The organism is Nonomuraea recticatena, assembly GCF_039533245.1.
GTDB classification, from domain to species: domain Bacteria; phylum Actinomycetota; class Actinomycetes; order Streptosporangiales; family Streptosporangiaceae; genus Nonomuraea; species Nonomuraea roseola.
This window is the reverse complement of the sequence record NZ_BAAATE010000010.1, coordinates 71,866-91,213: the sequence shown is the minus strand read 5'-3', so window position 1 is coordinate 91,213 and position 19,348 is coordinate 71,866. Positions and strand designations below refer to the sequence as shown.

Sequence of the window (19,348 nt, the reverse complement as noted above, 5' to 3'; positions counted from 1 at the left end):
TCAGCGCGCGGCCGTCCACCGGCGTGCGGCCAGGTCACGCGCCTCGGCGTAACAGCGGTCGAAGCCTTCGAGCACCAGCGGCCACGACCCCGCGGCCGGAGGGGTGGCGCGGTTGTGCGCGGTGACGGCCCCGCGCAGCGACGCGTCGGTCGCCAGGCGGACGACCGCCGCGACCAGGTCGTCGAAGGAGCGGCCGAGCAGGCCCTCCTCGCCGTGCTTGACGAAGTCGGCGACGCCGCTCTGGCTGCGGGCGACGACGGGCAGGCCCGCGGCCCTGGCCTCGAGGGCGGCGATGCCGAAGGACTCGCGGGGCGCGGGGGCGATGAAGACGTCACCCGAGGAGAGGACCTTCGCGATCTCCTCGCGGGTGCGGCGGCCGGGAAGCGAGACCCACGAGGTCATGCCGTTGGCGGTGAGGAAGCGCTCCATCGAGCCGCGCGCCGGGCCGTCCCCGATGATCGTGGCGCGCAGCGGCACGGAGGAGGGGACGCGCGAGCGCACCGCGTGGAGCAGGCGCAGCAGCCTGACGGGCTGCTTGCGCGGGGCCAGCCGGCCGACGGCGACCAGGTGCACCTCGTCACCCGGTGACGAGGCCGACATGGCGGGCGGCTCGTTCGGAGAGGGACACCAGCCCGAGATGTCGAGCCCGTTGGAGACGACGTGCACAGGGGTGCCCCGCCCCGCGACGGCGCGGATGGGGACGGCGGCCGCGGTGCTGACGGCCGTGGCGACCAGGCCCCACCTGTGCCACTCGAAGCCCAGGCGCAGAGCGGTGTAGAGCGCCCTGGTGACCGGATCCCACATGCTGTGCACGGTCACCACCACGGGCAGCCCCGCCCGTACGGCCGCGCGCACCCCCATCCACGCGAACGGCGAGACCGCTCCCGCGTGGACGTGCACGACGTCGGGCCTGCTCGAGGTCATGAGCCTGGTGAGTTTTCCCACACCCCGGGGGTGGACGGGCAGGTCGAAAGGCATCCTGGCGACCATCCTGTGGACCTGGGGCAACTCCTCGCCCCCTGTCGCCGTGGCCACCTCGACGGTGTGGCCTGCCTCCCGCTGCATCCTGACGAGGTCGGCGACCTGCACCTCGATGCCCCCGAGCCGCGGAAGGTAACAGTCGCTGACGTGAAGGATCCGCACCCGTCCCAGACTACTCACGGCCCGCCTGCGTGATCGGCGGTCCGAGGTCCGTGCTCGCCGTTAGTAATCTGACCCTGTGCCACGTACCGCTGTGTTCTTCCACGCCCACCCAGACGACGAGGCCCTGCTGACGGCGGGCACGATGGCGATGCTCGCGGCCGAGGGCCACAGGGTGGTGCTGGTCGTGGCCACCGCGGGCGAGCGCGGCCTGGCCGAGATGGAGAAGGGCGAGGCGCTCGGCGAAGCCAGGATGAGAGAGCTGTACAAGTCGGCGGCGGCGCTCGGCTGCGCGCGCGTGGTGTGCCTCGACTACGGCGACTCCGGGCTGAGCCCTTCGGGAGGGGTGGCCGAGGAGCGGCCCGACAACGCCTTCATCGACGCCGACTCGGAGGAGGCGGCCAAGGCGCTGGCCGCCGTGCTCGACGAGGAGCGGGCCGACCTGCTGACGATCTACGACCCCGCGGGCGGCTACGGCCACCCCGACCACGTGCAGGTGCACAGGGTGGGCAGGCGGGCCGCGCAGATCGCGGGCACCCCGATCGTGCTGGAGGCGACGGTCAACAGGGACCCGCTGATCAGGGCGTTGCGGATCGCGGGCAGGTTCTACAGGTTCCCGCCCGAGTTCGACCTCAGGACGTTCGAGAGCGCCTACACCGCGGGCGACCAGATCACCCACAGGGTGAACGTCAGGAAGTACGCATGGCAGAAGCGCGCCAGCATGTCCGCCCATGTCTCCCAGGCCAGCGGCGGCGAGGGCGACAGGACGCTGGCCGTCCTGCTGAAGATCCCCGGCCCGCTCTACCGCCTGGTCTTCGGCACCGAGTGGTACGTCCGGCGCGACCTGCCGCCGGGCACCCGCCTCCGACATCCCTTCGACGAGGCGCCGTGATGACGAACGCTTTCCTCCCTCAGAACGAGGCGCCACACGCTCCGGCCGGGGCAGGCTGGTGGCGATGAAGAACAAATGGCTCCAGATCACCCTGTCGGTCCTCTCGCTCGCGCTGGCGGTGACGCTGGTCGTCTACCTGCCGCAGATCGTCCAGGCCCTCACCGGCAAGAAGGTCTCGTGGGCGGAGATCGGCGCGGAGTTCTCGGCCATGAGCCCGGGGATGATCGCGCTGATGACCGCGGTGTGGCTGGCCAGCCTGCTCGCCTACACCTTCGTGCTGACCAACTCGCTGCCTGGCCTGAACAACCTGCAGGGGCTCACGCTCAACGCGGCGGGCAGCGCGGTCAGCAACCTGCTGCCCTTCGGCGGCGCTGCGGGGGTGGCGCTGACGTTCGCGATGGCCAGGAGCTGGGGCTTCGCCAACCGTCCCATCGTGGTGATGACGCTGGTCAGCGGTGTGTGGAACACGCTGTTCAGGTTCGTCCTGCCCGCCGTGGGCATCATCGCGCTGCTGATGGCGGGCCAGGTGCCCAACCGCACCGTGGCGAGCGCTGGCTGGGCGGGCGCGCTGTCGATCCTGGTGCTGGTCGCCGTCGTCGCGGCCGCCCTCTACTGGGACCGCGCCGCCGCGCTGCTCGGCCGCGGCCTCGACGCGCTGGCCAGGCTGGTCCGGCTGAAGTTCTCCGTCTCGGAGGCGCTGGACAGGCTCCGCGAGGACACCGCCGAGATCGTCAGGGCCAGGTGGGCGGGGCTGTCGGCGGGAATGATCGGTTTCCTCGGGCTGCAGTGGCTGATCATGTACTGCTGCATGCAGGCCACCGGCGCCTATCCGGGCCTGGCCCAGTCGATCGCCGTCTTCGCCCTGTCGAGGGTGCTCACCGCTGTCGTGGTCACGCCGAGCGGGGCAGGGCTGATGGAGGGCGGCGTGGTGCTGCTGCTGACGAGCGCGTTCGGCGTCGACACCGCCGCCGCCACGGCCACGGCCCTGCTGTTCGGCTTCTGGACCTACACTGTGGAGATCCCTTTCGGGGGCCTGGCTCTCGGCGGGTGGGCGCTGCTGAGCAAGAACCGTAGGACCCGACGTAAGAGCTTGGAAACCCAGCCGTGACCATCGCGAACCCAACAAAGACCTTGTGCGTGATTCGGAAGCACGCATAGCGTGGCGGCTGACATGGTGGCGTTCCGGGTTCTGGGGCCAGTCGAGGCGTACGAAAGCGACAGCGACGACGAACTCGACCTCGGCGGGTTGCGGCAGCGGGCCGTCCTCGCCCGGCTTCTCGTTGCCCGAGGGCAGGTCGTTCCCGTCGACACCCTGCTCTACGACCTGTGGGACGACGACGCGGCCAAGGGCGCGCAGTCGGGTCTGCAGGTCTACATCTCCCGTCTGCGCAGGGTCCTCGAGCCCGGCAGGCCGCGCGGCGGCCCCAACAGGCTGCTGGTGACCGTCGCCTCCGGCTACGCGCTGCGCGTGGCGCCCGACCAGGTCGACGCGCTCCGCTTCGAGCAGTTGGTGCGGGCGGCAGGCGAACATCTCGAAGGCGACGACCCGCAGTCGGCGCGCGCCAGGCTGGGCAAGGCGCTCGGTCTGTGGCGCGGCACGCCGTACTCCGACTTCGCCGACCAGCCGTGGGCCGAGGCGGAGGTCAACAGGCTCACCGAGCTGCGGCTGGTGGCGCGCGAGCGCCACGCCGACACCGGCCTGCGCCTGGGGATGCCCGCCGAGACCGTCCCCGACCTCGAGGCGCTGACCACCGAGCATCCGCTGCGCGAGGAGGGCTGGCGGCTGCTCGCCCTCGGCCTCTACCGGTGCGGACGGCAGGGCGACGCGCTCGCCGCGCTGCGCAGGGCCAGAGGCATCCTGGCCGACGAGCTCGGCATCGACCCCGGCCCCGCGCTACGCAAGCTGGAGTCCGACATCCTGGCCCAGTCGCCAGAGCTCGAACTGGCCGCCGCGCCGCGCCAGTCCAGGCCGCAGCAGACCGTCGCCGACACCTGGCCGCCGAGGGCGACCACCCCGGTGGAGCCTCCGCCGCTCGAGCCCGAGCCCTTCGTCGGCCGCGACGCCGAGCTGGCCAGGCTCACCACGGCCGCCGCCAGGACCGCGCGGTTCGAGGTGGCGATCGTCACCGGCGACGCCGGCGCCGGCAAGACCACGCTGCTGCGCCAGCTGGAGAGCAGGCTGACAGGCGACGGCTGGATCGCCTCCTCTGGCGCCTGTCCCGACTCCAGCGCCACCCCGCCGGGCTGGGCGTGGGTGGAGATCCTGCGCACGCTGGTGGGCGTCACAGGAGCGGGTGAGTACGGCCAGCTGCTCGCCCCGCTGCTCGACGACGCCGATCCCGACCCCGACGACGACGAGGTCTCCGGCGGCTTCCGCCTGCACAGGGCGGTCGGCGGCTACATCGCGGGGGTGGCCCGCAGGTCCCCCGTGCTGCTCACGCTCGAAGACCTCCACTGGGCCGACGACCAGACCCTCGCCCTGCTGAGGGCGCTGCCGAGCCTGCTGGCCACCAGCAGGGTGCTGCTGGTGGTGACCTGCCGCGACAGCGAGCTCGACGACAAGCAGTCCGACGTGCTCGCCGCGCTGGCCAGGCTCGGCCCCGTGCGGGTGGGCCTGTCGGGCCTCGACCCGAAGGCGGTCGCCGAGCTGGTGCGGGCCACCTGCATGCGCGAGGTGGACGAGGACGCGGTCGAGTCGATCGTGGAGCGCACCAGGGGCAACCCGTTCTTCGTCCGCGAGACCGTGCGGCTGCTCGACGCCGAGGCGGTCGGCGGCGACCGCGCCACCGCGGCCGAGGTGGCCTCGCAGGTGCCGTCGGGGGTGCGCGACGTGCTGCGCAGGCGCATCTCCCGCCTGCCCGAGCGGGCCCAGCAGATCCTCCTGCAGGCCGCCGTGATCGGCCGTGACGTCGACGTCGACGTGCTGGTCGAGGTGGCGGGCAGCATCGAGCGCAGGAGCTCGAGGTGGGAGGGCGAGGCGGGCGACCCGCGTCACGGACGCGTCGACAGCACCGACGAGGTGGTCGACGCCGTCGAGGCGGCGCTGCTGGCTGGGCTGGTGACCGAGCCGGGGCCCGGCATGCTCCGCTTCGACCACGACCTCGTGCGCGACACGATCTACTCCGACGCCTCCAGGCTGCGCCGTACGAGGCTGCACGCGGCGGTGGCGGCGGTCATCGAGCAGCGGCGGCCCGCCGAGGTGGCCGCGCTCGCGCACCACTTCTTCGCCGCCGACGCCGCGGAGAAGGCCGTCCACTACGCGGGGCTCGCCGCCGAGCAGGCCGAGCGCAGATTCGCCCACCGCGAGGCGGCGGCGCTGTGGGCGCAGGCCCTGGCCGCCTTCGACCGCACGGGCGGCGACAGCGCCGAGCGACTCAAGCTGATGCTGGCCCAGATCAAGGCGCTGGCGCTGTGCGGCGACATGACGGCGGCCAGGTTGAAGCGGCGCGAGGCGATGGATCTGGCGCTCCCGCTGAACAACCCGGTGCTGACCGCGAGGGTGGCGGCGGCGCTGGCCGTACCGCACAAGGGCATCGCCCGTGACTTCACCCACACCGCGTGGGAGATCGTCGACGTGGCCGAGCGGGCGCTGATCGAGCTGCCCGAGGGCGAGCAGACGCTGCGCGCGAGCCTGCTCACCACGCTGGCGCTCGAGCTCGAGGGCTCCTCCTCGCCCGAGCGCGGACGGCAGGCCTCGCTGGAGGCGCTGGAGCTGGCCAGGCAGAGCGGCGACCCCACGCTGCTGGCGGTGGCGCTGAGCGGCAGGCTGCGCCAGTCCTACGACATCCCCGCCGTCGACACCCGCGAGAGCATCGGACGCGAGCTGCTCGAGGTGGCCCAGCGCTCGGGGCAGATGGCGGTGCAGGCGCTGGCCCACCTGGTGCTGCTGGAGTGCGCGGCGGCGCGCGGCGAGTTCGCCGTCTCCGACGAGCACGCGAGGGCGGCCGAACGACTGGCCAAGCAGTACGACCTGTCGGCCCCCGCCGCGGTCTGCGCCTGGTACGACGGGCAGCGGCTGATGATCGCCGGCGACTACGCGGGAGCCGGGCGCACCTACCGCGACGCGGCCAGGATGACCGCGAGGGCCGGCATGCTGGAGGGCCGCCAGGACCTGCCGCTCATCACGACGTTCTGCCTGCACCTGGTCGACGGCAGGGCGGCGCAGATGGTCGACGTGCTGGCCGAGGCGCACCAGCGCGGCGCGAAGTGGACCCTCGACGCCTACGCCCTGGCGTTGGCCTCCGCGGGGCATCTCAAGGACGCCAAGGCGGTGGCCGCCACCAGGCCGCCGGTGCGGCCCGACTTCCTCTACGAGCTGGCGATGACGTGGCGGGCGCTGGCGGGCATGCTGCTCGACGACCGCGAGCGGATGGTCGACTGCTACGACAAGCTCAAGCCCTTCACCGACCGCATCGCGGGCGCGGGCACCGGCGTGGTCGCGCTGTGGCCGGTGGCGCTGACCCTCGGCGACCTGGCGATCAGGCTCGACCAGCCCGCGGCCGCCCGCGACCACTACCACAAGGCGCTCGAAGTGGCGCGGCGGGTGGGGGTGCAGCGCTGGGTCGAGGCGGCGCAGCGGGCGGTCAGCAACTCACCAGGAGTCGATCAGACTTGATCGACTCCTTGGCTCCGCCGACGGTCAGCTCGATGCGGTACCACCCGGGGTTGTCGCGCACGCTCAGCTCCCACTTGACGTTCCTGCGCGCTCCCATGAAGCCGGCGTACTCGGTCTGGTAGGTCTTCCACGACCTGCTGACCGAGCTCCACCTGACCAGGCGCCAGCTGTAGAGCAGGGTGCTGCTCGCCTCCGGGTTGAGCACGACGGTACGGGCCATGAACGTCTGCTCGCAGGTGCCCCTGCCCGGCAGCGCGCTCACGGCGATCGCGCCGGCCTCGGGCTCGGTCTGCTCGGTGAGCGGGACGGCGGCCGCCGACAGGGCGACGGTCTGCGTGGCAGCCTGCTTCTCGGCCGCCTGCTCCTCAGCCGCGGCCGAGGGGGCGGAGTTGGCGGTGCTGTAAGCCGAGACGCCCACATAGGCGGTGGTGAAGGCGAGGGCCCCCACCAGCAGCTTGGCGGCCGTGGCCGAACCGGTTCCGATGACCGCTGCGCTTCTCGTCATGATCTGTACCCCTCTTCGTTCACCCCATTTGTAGAAGGAAGGGGTTGAGGTCCACTTGATGCCTACTTGCAGTTCAGGGCGATATCGCCGAGATGTCCGCCCCACTACCCGGATCGTCCTCCCGCACACACCACCGGCCGAGCTCGGCGGTAGCGTGGGGCACGGTGGCGCGAGAGAGGCCCATCAAATAAGGTAAGGCTGACCTAATGTTCTGGTTGGGGGGTGATGTCCGCTATGCGGCATCTTGCGATCGTCATCCCCGACCCGACGCGCGCCTCGCTGTTCGGCCTGCCGTACTGGGTGATCGTGGCGGTCGGAGCGGTCGCCCTCTTCGGCGCCTTCCAGGCCTACTACTGGATCGGCCACAAGCTCGGCGACACCCTCTACGAGTCGAGGGTCGGCAGGAAGCTCCCGCGCGAGCGCATCCGCTCCGTCGAACGGGTCGTGGAGAAGTGGGGCGCGCTGGCCGTCTACGCCTGCTTCTGGGTGCCCGTCCTGCGGCACACGCTGCCGTGGGTGGCGGGAGCGCTGCGCATCTCCTACCCCTGGTACGTCGTGGCCAGCGCGCTCGGCTGCCTGACCTGGGTGCCGGTGACCTCGTTCGCGCTCTACTCGGTGCTCTGGGGCTGGCTCGAGCTGGCGGCGCACTCGCCGCTCGCCGCCGCCGTCGCCGCGGTGATCCTGATCAGCGGCGTCGCCGCCTTCGTGGTGTGGCGCAGGCGCAGGAAGAGCGAGAAGGCCCTCGTCACCTGACGAGGGCCCGGCCGATCGGCTACCCGGCTCAGACGGCCGCGAGCGTGTCGTCCTCCACCGCCGCCCCCGGCGCGTTCTTGCGCACCGAGTCGATCCCGTTCACGCACGCCGCCTTGGTGGTGTAACCCTCGCTGATCGCGATGGTCTGACCGTTGCTCGCGACCAGCTTGAAGCGGAACTCTCCGCGCCTGTCCTTGGTGATGACGAACTTGCCTGCCATGGCGATCTCCCCCGATATGACGGTCGTAGTGATCATTTACCCGACCCAAGAGGACGTTTTCCCCGCCATAGGGTCAAGTTCCGCATATCAACGGTTGATCACCTGTCACGATGTCTGGCATGCGTATAGGGGGTATTCGGCTACTTACCGGTATCGCGGCGTTCGCCCTCGTCGTGGGGTTCTCGCCGTCGGTCCAGGCCGAAAGGGACACGACACCGGACGTCGGCGCGCGCTCGGCGTACGTCGTCGACTCGGAGGGGACGGTCCACTTCGGCAAGAGGGAGACCCGCAGGGTCCCGGTGGCCAGCCTGGTCAAGGTCATGACCGCCTACGTGGTCCTGCGCGACGGCGACCTCGGCGACGTCGTCACCGTCACCAAGGCCGATGTGCGGCACGCCGCCGACAACGGCGCCACCAGCGCGGCGCTGCGCGCGGGCGAGCAGGTCACCACCCGTGACCTGCTCTACGGGCTGATGCTTCCCTCGGGCGCCGACGCGGCCAACGCGCTGGCCCGCACGTACGGCCCCGGCAAGAGCGCCTTCGTCGCCAAGATGAACGCCGCCGCGCGCTCGCTCGGCCTGCGCGACACCCTCTACACCAACGCCGACGGCCTGCCCTCGCCCCGCAACGGCGGCTACTCGACCGCCGCCGACCAGGCCAGGCTCGTGGGGATCGCTCTCAAGGACGAGACGTTCGGCACCGTGGTCTCCAAGCGGACGTACCGGGTGGCCAAGAGCGCGGTCCACCGAGCGCACACCTGGACCAACACCAACAAGCTGCTCGGCAAGGCGGACGGCGTGCTCGGGGTGAAGACCGGCTTCACCACCAAGGCGGGCTTCTGCCTGGCGTTCGCGGCGGAGAGGAACGGGCGTCGGGTCGTCGGCGTCCTGCTCGGCGACCAGGACGCCCGCCGCTTCACCACCGCGACCCGACTGCTCGACTTCGCCGAGGAGCAGATCGCCACGACCACACCGTGAGGCCGCCTCGGGTGGCAGCCCTCCCTCTGGAGCGTCTTCGTGGCCGGGTTGGCCGCCACCGTCACGGTCGCTGCGGACATGACGTCACCCGACGTGCCCGGTTCTTCCGTCAAGGGCGGTGAGCTGATCAGGCAGGCGGGAGGTGGCGGCGGAAGAAGGCGATCTGGTCGTCGAGCACGCGCTCGCGCAGCTCAGGATCGTTGTAGAAGGTGAAGTGGGTGCCCGGATAGACCTTCAGCTGGCCGCGTGGCGCCCGCTCGGCCAGGCTGGCGGTCGTCTCCGCCGGCGTCTCCGTGTCGTCGGCCGCGATGCAGACGAGCAGCGGCATGCGGAGCCTGGCGGCGGCGTCGCCTGGCCGGTAGCGCGCCAGGGTCAGGAGGGAGCGGGGCGCGACGCTGTTGCGCCAGAGCCCTCCGGCGCCGCTGAGCGTCTTGATGTGCTGCTCCGCCTCGGCGGTGGCGGTGACGGCGAGCTGACCCGGTGCGCCGCGAATCCGTTGAAGGGGATTTGCGCGACCACGGCGGTGACGCCCGGATCGTCGGCCGCCACGGAGATGACGTGTCCTCCGCCGAGCGAGTTGCCCCACAGCAGGATGCGGTCTTCTCCGGCAGATGGAGGTAGCCCACGCACCGGGTGCCACCGGACTCGAACGAGATCTTGCGCCGCTCCGCCATGGTCGCCACTCCTTCACGAACGATTACTGACCGTCGGTCAGTAATCTAGCATTGGAGCTGACTCACGGTAAAACCCTCAGGAGTGTCATGCGCGACGAGGAAGCGACTCCTCAGCGGATTCTGGCGGCCGCGGGGGCGCTGTTCGCCACCCGCGGCTACCGGGCCACGTCGATGAACGCCATCGCCGAGCAGGTGGGCATCACGAAGGCGGCGCTCTACTACCACTTCTCCGCCAAGGACGACCTCCTGCACAGGCTCACCGAGCCGCTGCTCGAGGAGTTGGAGGGCGCGCTGGAGCGGGCGGAGAGCCACGACGACCCCGAGCGGGTGCGCTGGTCGGCGATCGAGGGGTACGTGGACGTCTGCCTGCGCCACAGGGAGGCGCTCCTCCTGCTGGTGCGCGACATGACGCTGCTGGCGCAGGCGCCGGTGGGCGAACGGTTCAAGGCCGCCATCGCCCTGGCCAACGACCTGGTCTGCGGCCCTGACCGGCGGCTCGAGCAGCGGGTCCGCGCGGCCCAGACCGTCGCCTCGCTGGGCGATCCCGTCGTCCTCTTCCCCGACGCGCCGGTGGCCGTGCTCCGCGAGCTCATCCTCGGCGGCGCCCACGCCCTGCTCGACGACCGCGGCGGGGGCTTGCCGAGCGGCGGCGGCCTCGAGGAGGCCGCCGGCCGTACGGGATCGCCGGCAGGGGGGACGAGGGGCAGGAGCCGGGGCAGGGAGGGCGGGCGACCGCCCGCACTGAGCGACGAGCAGTCGGCCACGGTCAGGCGGCTGTACGGCGAGGGCCACGCGGTCGACGAGATCGCGGAGCGGTTCAACGTCTCCAGAGCCACCGTCTACCGCGTTCTCAAAAACTAGTTTTGAGATATAGATTTCGAAACAGGATCCGCTGCGCCGCGCATGAGCCCGTGGCAGGCGATCGCGGCGGCGGCCACCACGTTGAGGGAGTCCACGCCTGCCTCCATCGCGGTGGAGCTCATCGGGATGCACACCTGCTCGTCGGCCTCCCGCAGCCAGCGTGAGGACAGGCCGTCCCCTTCGGACCCGAGCAGCAGCGCCACCCGGTCACTCATCTCGACGGTGTCCAGCGGGGTGACGCTCTGATCGGGAGTCAGCGCCAGCGTCTGGAAGCCCGCCGCCCTGATCTCCTCCAGCCCGTCGTACCAGTTGTCCATGCGGGCACAGGGGATCGCGAAGACCGCACCCATCGACACCTTGACCGACCGCCTGTAGAGAGGGTCGGCGCAACGCGGCGACAGGATGATCCCGTCGACTCCGAGAGCGGCGGCGCACCGGAAGATCGCGCCGACGTTTCCGTGGTCGACCAGATCTTCCAGGACCACGATGCGAGAGCCGCCCTCCAGGATCTTCGCCACCGGGGGCACCGGCAGGCGTTCCATCGAGGCCAGCGCTCCCCTGTGCACCTGGAAGCCCGCGACGCCCTGCATGACCTCCTCCGAGACCACGTAGACGGGCGCGTCGCCCAGCACGTCGGCCAGCGAGGCCAGCCAGCGCTCGGTCGTGAGCACCGCGCGCACCGGATACCCGGCGCCCACGGCCCTTCTGATCACCTTCTCGCCCTCGGCGACGAACAGGCCCCGCTCGCTCTCCAGGCTCTTGCGCAGTTCCACGTCGCGCAGCCCGGTGAAGTCGGCGAGGCGGGGGTCATCGGCGTCGGTCACGTACTCAGGCACGTTCGAATCCTGCCACGAGCCGCCTGAACTGCCAGATCCCGGCATAGACCACCAGCACCGCGACCAGCCCGACGACGGTGCCCGCCCCGACCCTGGTGATCATCCCGGCGGCGCCCGGCACCGGCGGGTCGAGCACCGGCCAGAGCGCCGCGCCCACCACCGCGCCGACGGCCACCGTCCACAGCACCGCCCGCCGTACGCCGTCGGCGAGCGGCAGGCCCTCGGGCGCCGGCGCGTCAGCCATCCTCGTCAGCCCGCGCCATGCCCACCAGGCCACGAACGCCAGCCCGAGCACCGACGAGGTGTACTGCAGCACCCTGAAGACCGGGATCACGCCGAGCACCTCGTGATCCAGCCAACTCCAGCCCCACACGCCGCTGGCGTAGGAGTGGGTGAAGGAGTCCCAGAGCACATGGGTGGCCGCGCCCACGGCCGCGCCCGCCACCACGGGCAGGATCCTGGGGGAAGGGGTCAGCGTGGCGGCCCTTCCCGCCAGGTGCTCGGGGAGCAGCGCGACGAGCGGCAGCCTGAAGACCAGGTGGAAGGCGGCCAGCAGGACGAGCGCCGAGAAGAGATCAATGGTGACCACCCCGATCGGCGAGTGCCAGTGCGCGTAGTCCGGCAGGAACGGCAGGAAGATCGGCAGATCGGGCACCATCGCCCCGATCGCGAGCGCCCACGGGTCCAGCCAGGTGAGCCTGCGCAGCGGCACGACTGCGGCGACATGGCTGAGCGTGAACGGCATGGACCCTCCCCTTGGTCTTGTTTGGCTGAGCTTTGCACAGAAACAGACAGATAACTCTCTGTGACTACTAAGATACGGATCGCTGTCGTCGGCCGGGAGGTGTGGTTCGGGTCATGGTGTCTGACCAGCAGGTTCACGCACATCCGGCCGCGTCGGCCACCTGGCTCAAGGACGCCGCCACAGCTCGCGCGCTGTCCCTGATCACCCTGGTATGGCTCGGGCTGGAGAGCACGCTCGGCCTGGCGGCGGGGTTCTCCGCGCACTCGGTCGCGCTGATCGGCTGGGGCCTGTCCGCCCTCGTCGAGGCGCTGGCCAGCCTGATCGTGGTCTGGCGCTTCACCGGCGCGCGCACGCTGTCCTCCCACGCGGAGGAGAAGGCCCAGCGGGCGGTGGCGGTGAGCTTCTGGCTGCTGGCCCCCTATCTGGTCGTGCACGTGCTGCACGACCTCGACGCGGGGCACCGCGCGGCTCCGACCGCGCTCGGCATCGCGGTCACGGCCATCAGCCTGGCGAGCATGCCGCTGCTGGGCGTGGCCAAGCGGCGCATCGGCGCGCGGCTCGGCTCGGCGGCCACCCGGGGCGAAGGGGCGCAGAACCTCATCTGCGCGGCGATGGCGGGCGGCGTGCTGGCCGGACTGTGGCTCAACACCCTCGGATGGTGGTGGGTCGATCCGGCCGTGGCGCTGGCGCTCGCGGGGGTCGCCGTGCGTGAGGGCGCCCGGGCGTGGCGCGGTCACGGCTGCTGCCATTGACAGCCACTCTGGGTAATCACTGCACCAAATCGATGGTTTTGCCACACCAAGCGCACCCAGTATCGTTCCTGAGCACCGCGGAGTATCTCCCCGGTATGGTGACCCGAACGTATCGACACCAAAGAGGGCAACGTGGGGCGACACCGTACAGACGAGCTCGATGACGGCTATCACGCCCCCCGCCGACGCAGCAGCAGCGGCCGCGGCAGGGTGCTGGTCCCGTTGGCCGGCGCGCTCGCCCTTGCCATCCTGCTGGGTGTCGCCGCCTTCGTCATCTTCAACAGGGAACGCGGCTGCACGGGCGATCCGCTCGCGCTGCGCGTGGTCGCCACCCCCGACCTGTCGCCCGCGCTGAACAAGGTCGCGGGCTCGTTCAACAAGACGGGCAAGGCCGTGGACGGCCACTGCCTCGCGGTGACGATCGTCAGGGAGTCAGCCGCCAAATCGGCCAACAGCCTGGTGAACGGCAAGCTCGACGCCGACATGTGGATCGCCGACTCCAGCCTCATGGTCGGCAGGCTGCGCGCGGGCGAGGCGGGAGCGGGGCTGCCCGGGCCGTCGGGCTCGATCGCCACCTCCCCCATCGTCCTGGTCGCCGCCAAGAGCGCGGCGGCCAACCTCGCCAAGAGCCTGCAGCCCAGCTGGCAGGGTCTGATCAGCGTGGCCAACGTGGCCAACGCCGACGGCCCGGGCAAGAAGGTCCGCGTGCTGGCGCTCGACCCCGCCAAGAACTCCGCGGGCCTGGGCGCGCTGGTGGCCGCCGCCGGCGCCGCCAAGGAGGCGGGCCTCGGTGACGAGCAGCTGGTCGGCGCGTTGAAGAAGCTCTCCGAGCAGATCGCCACCGACCCCGCCGCCCTGCTGGCCAGCCTGACCGTCAGGTCGGGCAGCAAGGTCCCCGTCGGCGTCTCCTCCGAGCAGAGCGTCTGGGCGCACAACGCCAAGAAGTCCGCCTCGCCCGTCGTGCCCCTCTATCCGGAGGACGGCACGCTGAGCCTGGACTACCCCGTCGTGATCACCTCGAAGGACCCTGTCAAGCAGAGGGCGGCCGCCGCCTTCCAGCAGGAGCTCGGCACCGAGGCCGCCCAGAGGACGCTGCGCGAACACGGTTTCCGCACGCCCGACGGCAAGGGCGGCAGCGCCCTGGCCGAGGACAAGGGCTTCGCGGCGGCGGCGCCCCAGGCGCTGCCCTCCCCCGACGTCAAGAACGTCGCGAGCATGGCCCAGATGTGGTCGAGGCTGAACCTCGGCACCAGGATGCTCGCGCTGCTCGACGTCTCCGGCACGATGGCCTATCCCGTGCCCGGCACCGGCATGACCCGCATGCAGGCCATCACCAAGATCGCGGGTGAGGGGCTCGCCCTGTTCGAGGCCGACAGCGAGATCGGCGTCTGGAGCTTCTCCACGCTGCTCGACGGCCAGAAGGACTACAAGGAGCTGATCTCGGTCGGCCCGCTGAGCGAGATGGTCGACGGCGTCCCGCGCAAGCAGATCCTCGGCCAGCAGCTGGCCACCGTCCAGCCCAAGGCCACCGGCGACACCGGGCTCAACGACACGTTGATGGCCGCCTACGCGGAGATGAAGTCCACCTACGAGCGCGACAAGATCAACACGATCCTGATCCTCACCGACGGCGCGGGCAACGACGACCCGACGGGCAAGGTCACCAACGCGCAGATGGTGGAGTTCCTGAAGAAGGAGTACGACCCCAAGCGGCCGGTCAACCTCCTGATCATCGCGTTCGGACCCGACGCGCCCAAGGGCAAGAAGCAGATGGACGCGATGGCCGAGGCCAGCGGCGGAGAGGCCTACATCGCGGCGAACATCCTCGACGTGCGCAAGTTCTTCGTCCAGGGCATGAAGCGGCGCCTGTGCGCGCCCAACTGCTGACCTGAGGCGCCTGAGCGATACCCGGTCGTTATGCCGGGACAACCCCTTTTCGTAAGGGGGCGTCCTACCCGCGTGGGGCTGTGACAACACGAGCTCGCTGCGGGGAGGAAGATCCGTGCCCGGATGGCCTACTGTCGACCGCGCCGACGATCATCAACTGGTGGAGGCGCTGCGCCATGCCGACACCGACGCCCCCGCCAGGCTCTACGACGCCTACGCCGAACGGCTGCACGACTACGCCTGCTCGCTGACCGGCGACCGCGACGCCGCGGCCGACGCCGTGCACGACGCGCTGGTGACCGCGCAGGGCCGTACCGACCAGCTCAAGGAGAGTTCCAGGCTGCGCGCGTGGCTGTACGCGCTGACCAGGTTCCAGAGCATCGCCAAGACGCCCAAGACGCCGGGTGTCCCGCCTCCCGTCCTCGATGATCCGGAGGACCCCGAGCTGGCCGAGCTGGTGCACGAGGCGCTCGGCGAGCTGAGCAAGGGCGAGCGGGAGGTGCTCGAACTGTCGCTGCGGCACGGGCTGACCCCCTCCGAGGTCGGCGCGGTGCTCGGGCTCACCTCACGCCAGGCGACCACCAGGTTCGGCAGGGCGCGCGACCACGTGGAGAACGCCGCCGCCGCGGTGATCCTGGCCAGAACGGGCCGGGCGCACTGCCCCGACCTGTCGGCGATGGTCGACTCGTGGGAGGGCCCGCTCACCCCGATCCTGCGCAGGCGTCTTTCCGGACACATCGGCGGCTGCGAGGTCTGCACCGAGGGCCGTCACCGCCACGTCTCCGCGAGCAGGCTGCTCGACATGGTGCCCGTCGCCTTCCCTCCGATCTCGCTGCGCCGTCGCGTCGTCGAGACCTGCACCAGCCCCGAGCGCGACCAGACCCGCACGCTGATCACCGAACGGGGCGACAGTTTCGACAGAACCGGCTTCCCCGTGATGGTCGAGCGCCGCTCGCGCAGGCGCCCGCGACGCCTCGCGCCGGTCCTCACCGTCGGCGCCTGCGTGCTCGCCGCCACCGGCGCGATGATCGTGATGAACGGAGAGTCCGAGCCCGCCGCGCTGCGGATGGCCCCCTCCGCCTCGCCCAGCGTCTCCGAGCCCGCTCTGGCTCAGCCCGACCCCTCGACCGATCCCCTGACCGACCCCTCTGCCGAGCCCGAGCTGCAGAACGACATCGAGGAGAGCGCCGAGCCGACGGGCGCGCCGAGCCGTACGGGGCAGGCGCCGCAGACGCGGCCTGCGGCCAGGCCCGTGCAGAGCCCCGCCTCGCAGCCCTCGGCCACCAGGCCCACGCCCACCGCCAGCCGCACCCGGCCCGCCGCGCCCTCGGCGCGGCTCTCGGTCACCTGCCCCGGTGGCGTCGCCGGCGCGGGCACCGTACGGCTGGCCGCCCGCAACGCCGCGATCTCCTGGAGCGCGGGGGCCTCCGACGGCCTCGACGTCTTCCCCTCCGCCGGTTCGATCAAGGCCGGCCAGTCCGCGTCGGTCTGGGTGACGGTCAACGACCCCGGCTCCTCGGGCGCGGGAACGGTGACGATCAGCTCGAACGCCGGCGGCGGTTCGTGCGCCCTGTCCTGGGACGGCCAGGGCGGTCACGAGCCCGAGCCCACCGACGACCCGCCTTCCTCGCAGGACCCGTCCGAGACGCCGGCGCCCGGTGTGGCGAGCAGCACAACCTCGCACGAGACGCAAGATGATTAAGAACTCATTTTGGTGACAAGATTGGACAAACCGGACTTTAGGCCTCGCTGACCCTCCGCCATAGGGCAAGCTAGATGGCTTGGGGACGCTCCCCGTGGCATGCTCTTGACTATGTGTTGAATAACACATGGGAATCTCGTCATGCCCGGTAAACCTGGAGTGGTCGCCAGACGTCGGCATTGACGGGCCCATGGCGGGGTTGATCCCATGAATACGGCGATCAACCGGCCTTTGCCAGCGAGTAGCCAGGAGTCAGGGAGATGGGCAGCAAGTGGAGGGCGCTCACATGGGCGCTCGCGGCAGCATGCATCGCGGGGGCGGTGATCGCGCTCGCCGACATCCAGACGCCGTTGCGCCCGCTTCTGATCTCTCTGTTCCTTCTGGTCGTTCCTGGGGCAGCGGTAGTCGGACTGTTGCGGGATCGTGATCCTCTTGCCGCACTATCAGTAGGTGCCGCGGCAAGTCTCGTTCTTAACGTTCTCCTTGCCCAAGCCATGCTTCTGTTCGACGCATGGTCCCCCAGGGCCGGCGTTGCGACAGTCGCCGTGCTCGCTGGGTTCATGTACGTACTGCGCGTGTTGTATCGGGGGAAGAGCATGCAGAGCGAACAGGGGGCGGGGCCACGGTGAACATCTCGATTGTTCGCCCCGGCGAGCTGGGAGACTCCGAGCGGTCTCGATGGCGGGCGTTGCAGAAGGCGGATCCCTCGCTGGACAACCCCTTTCTCTCTGTCGAGTTCGCGGTGGCCATGGACCGCCTGCGCGACTACGTGCGGGTGGCCGTCGTCCACGACGGCGACTCGATCGCGGGCTTCTTCCCCTACGAGCGCCACAGCTTCGGCATCGGCAAGCCGCTGGGCGGCTTTCTCACCACGTGTCATGGCCTGATCTCGGCTCCCGAGCTGAAGATCGACACGAAGGCCCTGCTCAGGGCCGCGAAGCTCAGCGTCTTCGACTTCGACCACATGGTCGCGGGCCAGCCGACGTTCGCGGCGTTCGAGACCGATGTCAGGCCCGCTCCGATCATGGACCTGACCGCGGGTTTCGACTCCTGGATCGAGCAGGTGAAGGCGAACTCTCCCAAGAACCTGAAGACCGTGCGCTACAAGGAGCGCAAGCTCGGCAGGGAACAGGGCCGGCTGCGCTTCGAGTACGCCTCGCCCGACCCCGCCGTGCTGCGCACCCTGCTGAACTGGAAGTCCGACCAGTACCGCAGGACCGGCAGGGTCGACAGGTTCGCCCAGCCGTGGATCGTCGAGCTCATCGACCTCATGCATGCCGAGCGCTCTGACGACTTCGCGGGTGTCCTCACCATGCTCTACGCCGGTGACGTTCCGGTAGCGGGCCACTTCGGTCTGCGCACGGCCACGACGCTGGTCGGCTGGTTCCCGGCCTACGACACCGAGTTCGCGCGGTACTCGCCCGGCATCGTGCACCACCTGCAGATGGCCGAGCACGCGGCGAAGGCCGGGCTGCACGCCGTCGACATGGGCAAGGGCGGCAAGGAGTACAAGGACTGGCTGAAGAGCGGCGTCCTCTACGTCGCCGAAGGACGTGTCTCCCGACCGTCCGCGGCGGCCGCCGTCCACTGGATCGGCAGGACTCCTGTCAACAAGGCGCGAACAATCGTCCTGGATCGACCGTCTCTCTATAAGGTGGCCGATCGCGTGCTGAAGGGCTTCGGGCGAGTGCGCACGACTCTGCAGTCCGATTCGCCGCCCGACACCGTCGTCAAGGAACCCTCAGGAGCGCGGTAACGCGCTCCACCCCTCGCACCAGCAGCATCACCCGGCATCACGGCAGCACAGCACCATCCATTGGCACCCTCACCCCACTGGACCCTTCATGCACCGTTCGTCACTTCTGCCATCCCTGATGATCCATAGGATCGCGGATGGTCCCGGGTCCGTTCGGCAGCACCAGGTCCCGGAAGGATTTGTCACACCATGAGTCCCGAGATCACCAAGACCAACGGTCACAAGATCAATGGCTCCGGCCTGCGATCTATGCCGCCGATCGAGCGGTTCACCCCCCTCACACCTCATCTGGCCATTTCGCCGACGGTCAGCGTGGTGGTCCCGGCCATGAACGAGGCGGAGAACCTGCCGCACGTGTTCGCCACCATCCCCCAGTGGATCGACGAGATCATCCTCGTCGACGGAAACTCCGTCGACGACACCGTCGCCGTGGCGCGCAAGCTCAGGCCCAACGTGAAGATCGTAACGCAGACCGGCAAGGGCAAGGGCGACGCGCTGGCCGCCGGCTTCGCCGCCTGCACGGGCGACATCATCGTCATGATCGACGCTGACGGCTCCACCGACGGCCACGAGATCATCTCCTTCGTGGGCGCGCTGGTCACCGGCGCCGACTTCGTCAAGGGCTCGCGCTACATCTCCGGTGGCGGCAGCGACGACCTGACCTTCAGCCGCTACTTCGGCAACAAGGTCCTCACGACGCTGGTGAACGTCTTCTACCGGACGAAGTACACCGACCTCTGCTACGGCTACAACGCCTTCTGGGCCCGCCACCTGCCCGTGCTCGACCTCGACTGCGACGGTTTCGAGGTGGAGACGCTGATGAACGTGCGCGCCGCCAAGGCAGGCCTGCGCGTGCACGAGGTGCCGAGCCACGAGCGCTGCCGCATCCACGGTGAGAGCAACCTGCACGCCGTCCGCGACGGCATCCGCGTGCTCAAGACAATCCTGCGCGAGCGGCGCCGCCGTCCCACGCAGCCCGTTCCCGAGCTGGCCAGCCGCCCCGCGGCCGACCGGGGTGTGGCGTAAAAAGGTC

The 19,348-nt window shown here is 70.3% G+C and carries 18 protein-coding genes; 12 read left to right on the top strand and 6 right to left on the bottom strand.

What is annotated here, in order from left to right; all coding sequences use genetic code 11:
• The gene (locus ABFX50_RS20965; RefSeq protein WP_183656921.1) at nucleotides 1–1,143 is read right to left on the bottom strand and encodes a glycosyltransferase family 4 protein; all 1,143 of its coding nucleotides are present in this window, start codon (nucleotides 1,141–1,143) and stop codon (nucleotides 1–3) included.
• 76 nt (nucleotides 1,144–1,219) lie between these two features.
• Here ABFX50_RS20965 and ABFX50_RS20960 point away from each other — a divergent pair, with 76 nt between their 5' ends.
• The 3 genes from ABFX50_RS20960 to ABFX50_RS20950 all read left to right on the top strand — a co-directional run bounded on the left by ABFX50_RS20960 (nucleotide 1,220) and on the right by ABFX50_RS20950 (nucleotide 6,647).
• Nucleotides 1,220–2,032 carry a PIG-L deacetylase family protein gene (locus ABFX50_RS20960; RefSeq protein WP_312895850.1) on the top strand — a complete coding sequence of 271 codons (813 nt, stop codon included), beginning with the start codon at nucleotides 1,220–1,222 and terminating at the stop codon, nucleotides 2,030–2,032.
• Between the two features lie 64 nt (nucleotides 2,033–2,096).
• Nucleotides 2,097–3,140, top strand: a complete 1,044-nt coding sequence (locus tag ABFX50_RS20955) for a lysylphosphatidylglycerol synthase domain-containing protein (protein WP_346148754.1) — start codon at nucleotides 2,097–2,099, stop codon at nucleotides 3,138–3,140.
• A 63-nt stretch (nucleotides 3,141–3,203) separates the two neighbouring features.
• Nucleotides 3,204–6,647, top strand: a complete 3,444-nt coding sequence (locus tag ABFX50_RS20950; protein ID WP_346148752.1) for an ATP-binding protein — start codon at nucleotides 3,204–3,206, stop codon at nucleotides 6,645–6,647.
• Here the strand turns inward: ABFX50_RS20950 and ABFX50_RS20945 are convergent.
• Nucleotides 6,616–7,152 (bottom strand): hypothetical protein, encoded by a 537-nt coding sequence (locus ABFX50_RS20945; protein WP_346148750.1) that lies wholly within the window; start codon nucleotides 7,150–7,152, stop codon nucleotides 6,616–6,618. The two genes, ABFX50_RS20950 and ABFX50_RS20945, sit on opposite strands and share 32 nt — an antisense overlap.
• Nucleotides 7,153–7,386: 234 nt before the next feature.
• On the opposite strand from ABFX50_RS20945, the gene ABFX50_RS20940 reads away from it, so the two are divergent.
• Nucleotides 7,387–7,905 (top strand): DedA family protein, encoded by a 519-nt coding sequence (locus ABFX50_RS20940; RefSeq protein ID WP_346148748.1) that lies wholly within the window; start codon nucleotides 7,387–7,389, stop codon nucleotides 7,903–7,905.
• Between the two features lie 28 nt (nucleotides 7,906–7,933).
• Here ABFX50_RS20940 and ABFX50_RS20935 read toward each other — a convergent pair whose 3' ends face one another.
• Nucleotides 7,934–8,125 carry a YegP family protein gene (locus ABFX50_RS20935; RefSeq protein WP_183656907.1) on the bottom strand — a complete coding sequence of 64 codons (192 nt, stop codon included), beginning with the start codon at nucleotides 8,123–8,125 and terminating at the stop codon, nucleotides 7,934–7,936.
• A 119-nt stretch (nucleotides 8,126–8,244) separates the two neighbouring features.
• Between ABFX50_RS20935 and ABFX50_RS20930 the strand changes: the two genes are divergently transcribed.
• Entirely contained in the window at nucleotides 8,245–9,102 is an 858-nt protein-coding gene (locus ABFX50_RS20930; RefSeq protein ID WP_346148745.1) for a D-alanyl-D-alanine carboxypeptidase family protein, read from the top strand.
• A gap of 127 nt (nucleotides 9,103–9,229) precedes the next feature.
• On the opposite strand, the gene ABFX50_RS20925 is transcribed toward ABFX50_RS20930, so the two are convergent.
• Nucleotides 9,230–9,688, bottom strand: coding sequence for an alpha/beta hydrolase (locus tag ABFX50_RS20925; RefSeq protein WP_346148743.1), 459 nt, complete (start codon nucleotides 9,686–9,688; stop codon nucleotides 9,230–9,232).
• A gap of 175 nt (nucleotides 9,689–9,863) precedes the next feature.
• On the opposite strand from ABFX50_RS20925, the gene ABFX50_RS20920 reads away from it, so the two are divergent.
• A complete protein-coding gene (locus tag ABFX50_RS20920) occupies nucleotides 9,864–10,637 on the top strand; it encodes a TetR family transcriptional regulator (RefSeq protein WP_346148741.1) in 774 nt (257 codons plus the stop codon).
• Here the strand turns inward: ABFX50_RS20920 and ABFX50_RS20915 are convergent.
• Nucleotides 10,634–11,473 carry a TrmH family RNA methyltransferase gene (locus ABFX50_RS20915; RefSeq protein WP_346148739.1) on the bottom strand — a complete coding sequence of 280 codons (840 nt, stop codon included), beginning with the start codon at nucleotides 11,471–11,473 and terminating at the stop codon, nucleotides 10,634–10,636. The two genes, ABFX50_RS20920 and ABFX50_RS20915, sit on opposite strands and share 4 nt — an antisense overlap.
• On the bottom strand, nucleotides 11,466–12,218 hold the full coding sequence (locus ABFX50_RS20910) for a DUF4184 family protein (protein ID WP_346148737.1): 753 nt from the start codon (nucleotides 12,216–12,218) through the stop codon (nucleotides 11,466–11,468). Before ABFX50_RS20910 ends, ABFX50_RS20915 begins: the two co-directional genes overlap by 8 nt.
• Nucleotides 12,219–12,331: 113 nt before the next feature.
• Here ABFX50_RS20910 and ABFX50_RS20905 point away from each other — a divergent pair, with 113 nt between their 5' ends.
• From ABFX50_RS20905 to ABFX50_RS20880, 6 genes are all read left to right on the top strand, one after another.
• A complete protein-coding gene (locus ABFX50_RS20905; RefSeq protein ID WP_346148735.1) occupies nucleotides 12,332–12,970 on the top strand; it encodes a cation diffusion facilitator family transporter in 639 nt (212 codons plus the stop codon).
• A gap of 132 nt (nucleotides 12,971–13,102) precedes the next feature.
• Nucleotides 13,103–14,857, top strand: coding sequence for a substrate-binding domain-containing protein (locus ABFX50_RS20900; RefSeq protein ID WP_346148733.1), 1,755 nt, complete (start codon nucleotides 13,103–13,105; stop codon nucleotides 14,855–14,857).
• Nucleotides 14,858–14,972: 115 nt separating this feature from the next.
• Nucleotides 14,973–16,559: an RNA polymerase sigma factor gene (locus ABFX50_RS20895; RefSeq protein WP_346148731.1), complete on the top strand. Its 1,587-nt coding sequence runs from the start codon at nucleotides 14,973–14,975 to the stop codon at nucleotides 16,557–16,559.
• A gap of 260 nt (nucleotides 16,560–16,819) precedes the next feature.
• Nucleotides 16,820–17,188, top strand: coding sequence for a hypothetical protein (locus tag ABFX50_RS20890; RefSeq protein WP_183656887.1), 369 nt, complete (start codon nucleotides 16,820–16,822; stop codon nucleotides 17,186–17,188).
• Nucleotides 17,185–18,315 carry a GNAT family N-acetyltransferase gene (locus ABFX50_RS20885; protein ID WP_346148728.1) on the top strand — a complete coding sequence of 377 codons (1,131 nt, stop codon included), beginning with the start codon at nucleotides 17,185–17,187 and terminating at the stop codon, nucleotides 18,313–18,315. Before ABFX50_RS20890 ends, ABFX50_RS20885 begins: the two co-directional genes overlap by 4 nt.
• Before the next feature lie 189 nt (nucleotides 18,316–18,504).
• Nucleotides 18,505–19,341, top strand: a complete 837-nt coding sequence (locus ABFX50_RS20880) for a glycosyltransferase family 2 protein (RefSeq protein WP_346148726.1) — start codon at nucleotides 18,505–18,507, stop codon at nucleotides 19,339–19,341.
• The last annotated feature ends 7 nt before the right edge of the window (nucleotides 19,342–19,348 follow it).

What these genes read in the sequence shown, in the direction of transcription:
- ABFX50_RS20955 (WP_346148754.1), top strand. Translation starts at nt 2,097, where the DNA reads ATGAAGAACAAATGGCTCCAGATCACCCTGTCGGTCCTCTCGCTCGCG.
- ABFX50_RS20950 (WP_346148752.1), top strand. Translation starts at nt 3,204, where the DNA reads ATGGTGGCGTTCCGGGTTCTGGGGCCAGTCGAGGCGTACGAAAGCGAC.
- ABFX50_RS20945 (WP_346148750.1), bottom strand. Translation starts at nt 7,152, where the DNA reads ATGACGAGAAGCGCAGCGGTCATCGGAACCGGTTCGGCCACGGCCGCC.
- ABFX50_RS20940 (WP_346148748.1), top strand. Translation starts at nt 7,387, where the DNA reads ATGCGGCATCTTGCGATCGTCATCCCCGACCCGACGCGCGCCTCGCTG.
- ABFX50_RS20935 (WP_183656907.1), bottom strand. Translation starts at nt 8,125, where the DNA reads ATGGCAGGCAAGTTCGTCATCACCAAGGACAGGCGCGGAGAGTTCCGC.
- ABFX50_RS20930 (WP_346148745.1), top strand. Translation starts at nt 8,245, where the DNA reads ATGCGTATAGGGGGTATTCGGCTACTTACCGGTATCGCGGCGTTCGCC.
- ABFX50_RS20920 (WP_346148741.1), top strand. Translation starts at nt 9,864, where the DNA reads ATGCGCGACGAGGAAGCGACTCCTCAGCGGATTCTGGCGGCCGCGGGG.
- ABFX50_RS20910 (WP_346148737.1), bottom strand. Translation starts at nt 12,218, where the DNA reads ATGCCGTTCACGCTCAGCCATGTCGCCGCAGTCGTGCCGCTGCGCAGG.
- ABFX50_RS20905 (WP_346148735.1), top strand. Translation starts at nt 12,332, where the DNA reads ATGGTGTCTGACCAGCAGGTTCACGCACATCCGGCCGCGTCGGCCACC.
- ABFX50_RS20890 (WP_183656887.1), top strand. Translation starts at nt 16,820, where the DNA reads ATGGGCAGCAAGTGGAGGGCGCTCACATGGGCGCTCGCGGCAGCATGC.
- ABFX50_RS20880 (WP_346148726.1), top strand. Translation starts at nt 18,505, where the DNA reads ATGAGTCCCGAGATCACCAAGACCAACGGTCACAAGATCAATGGCTCC.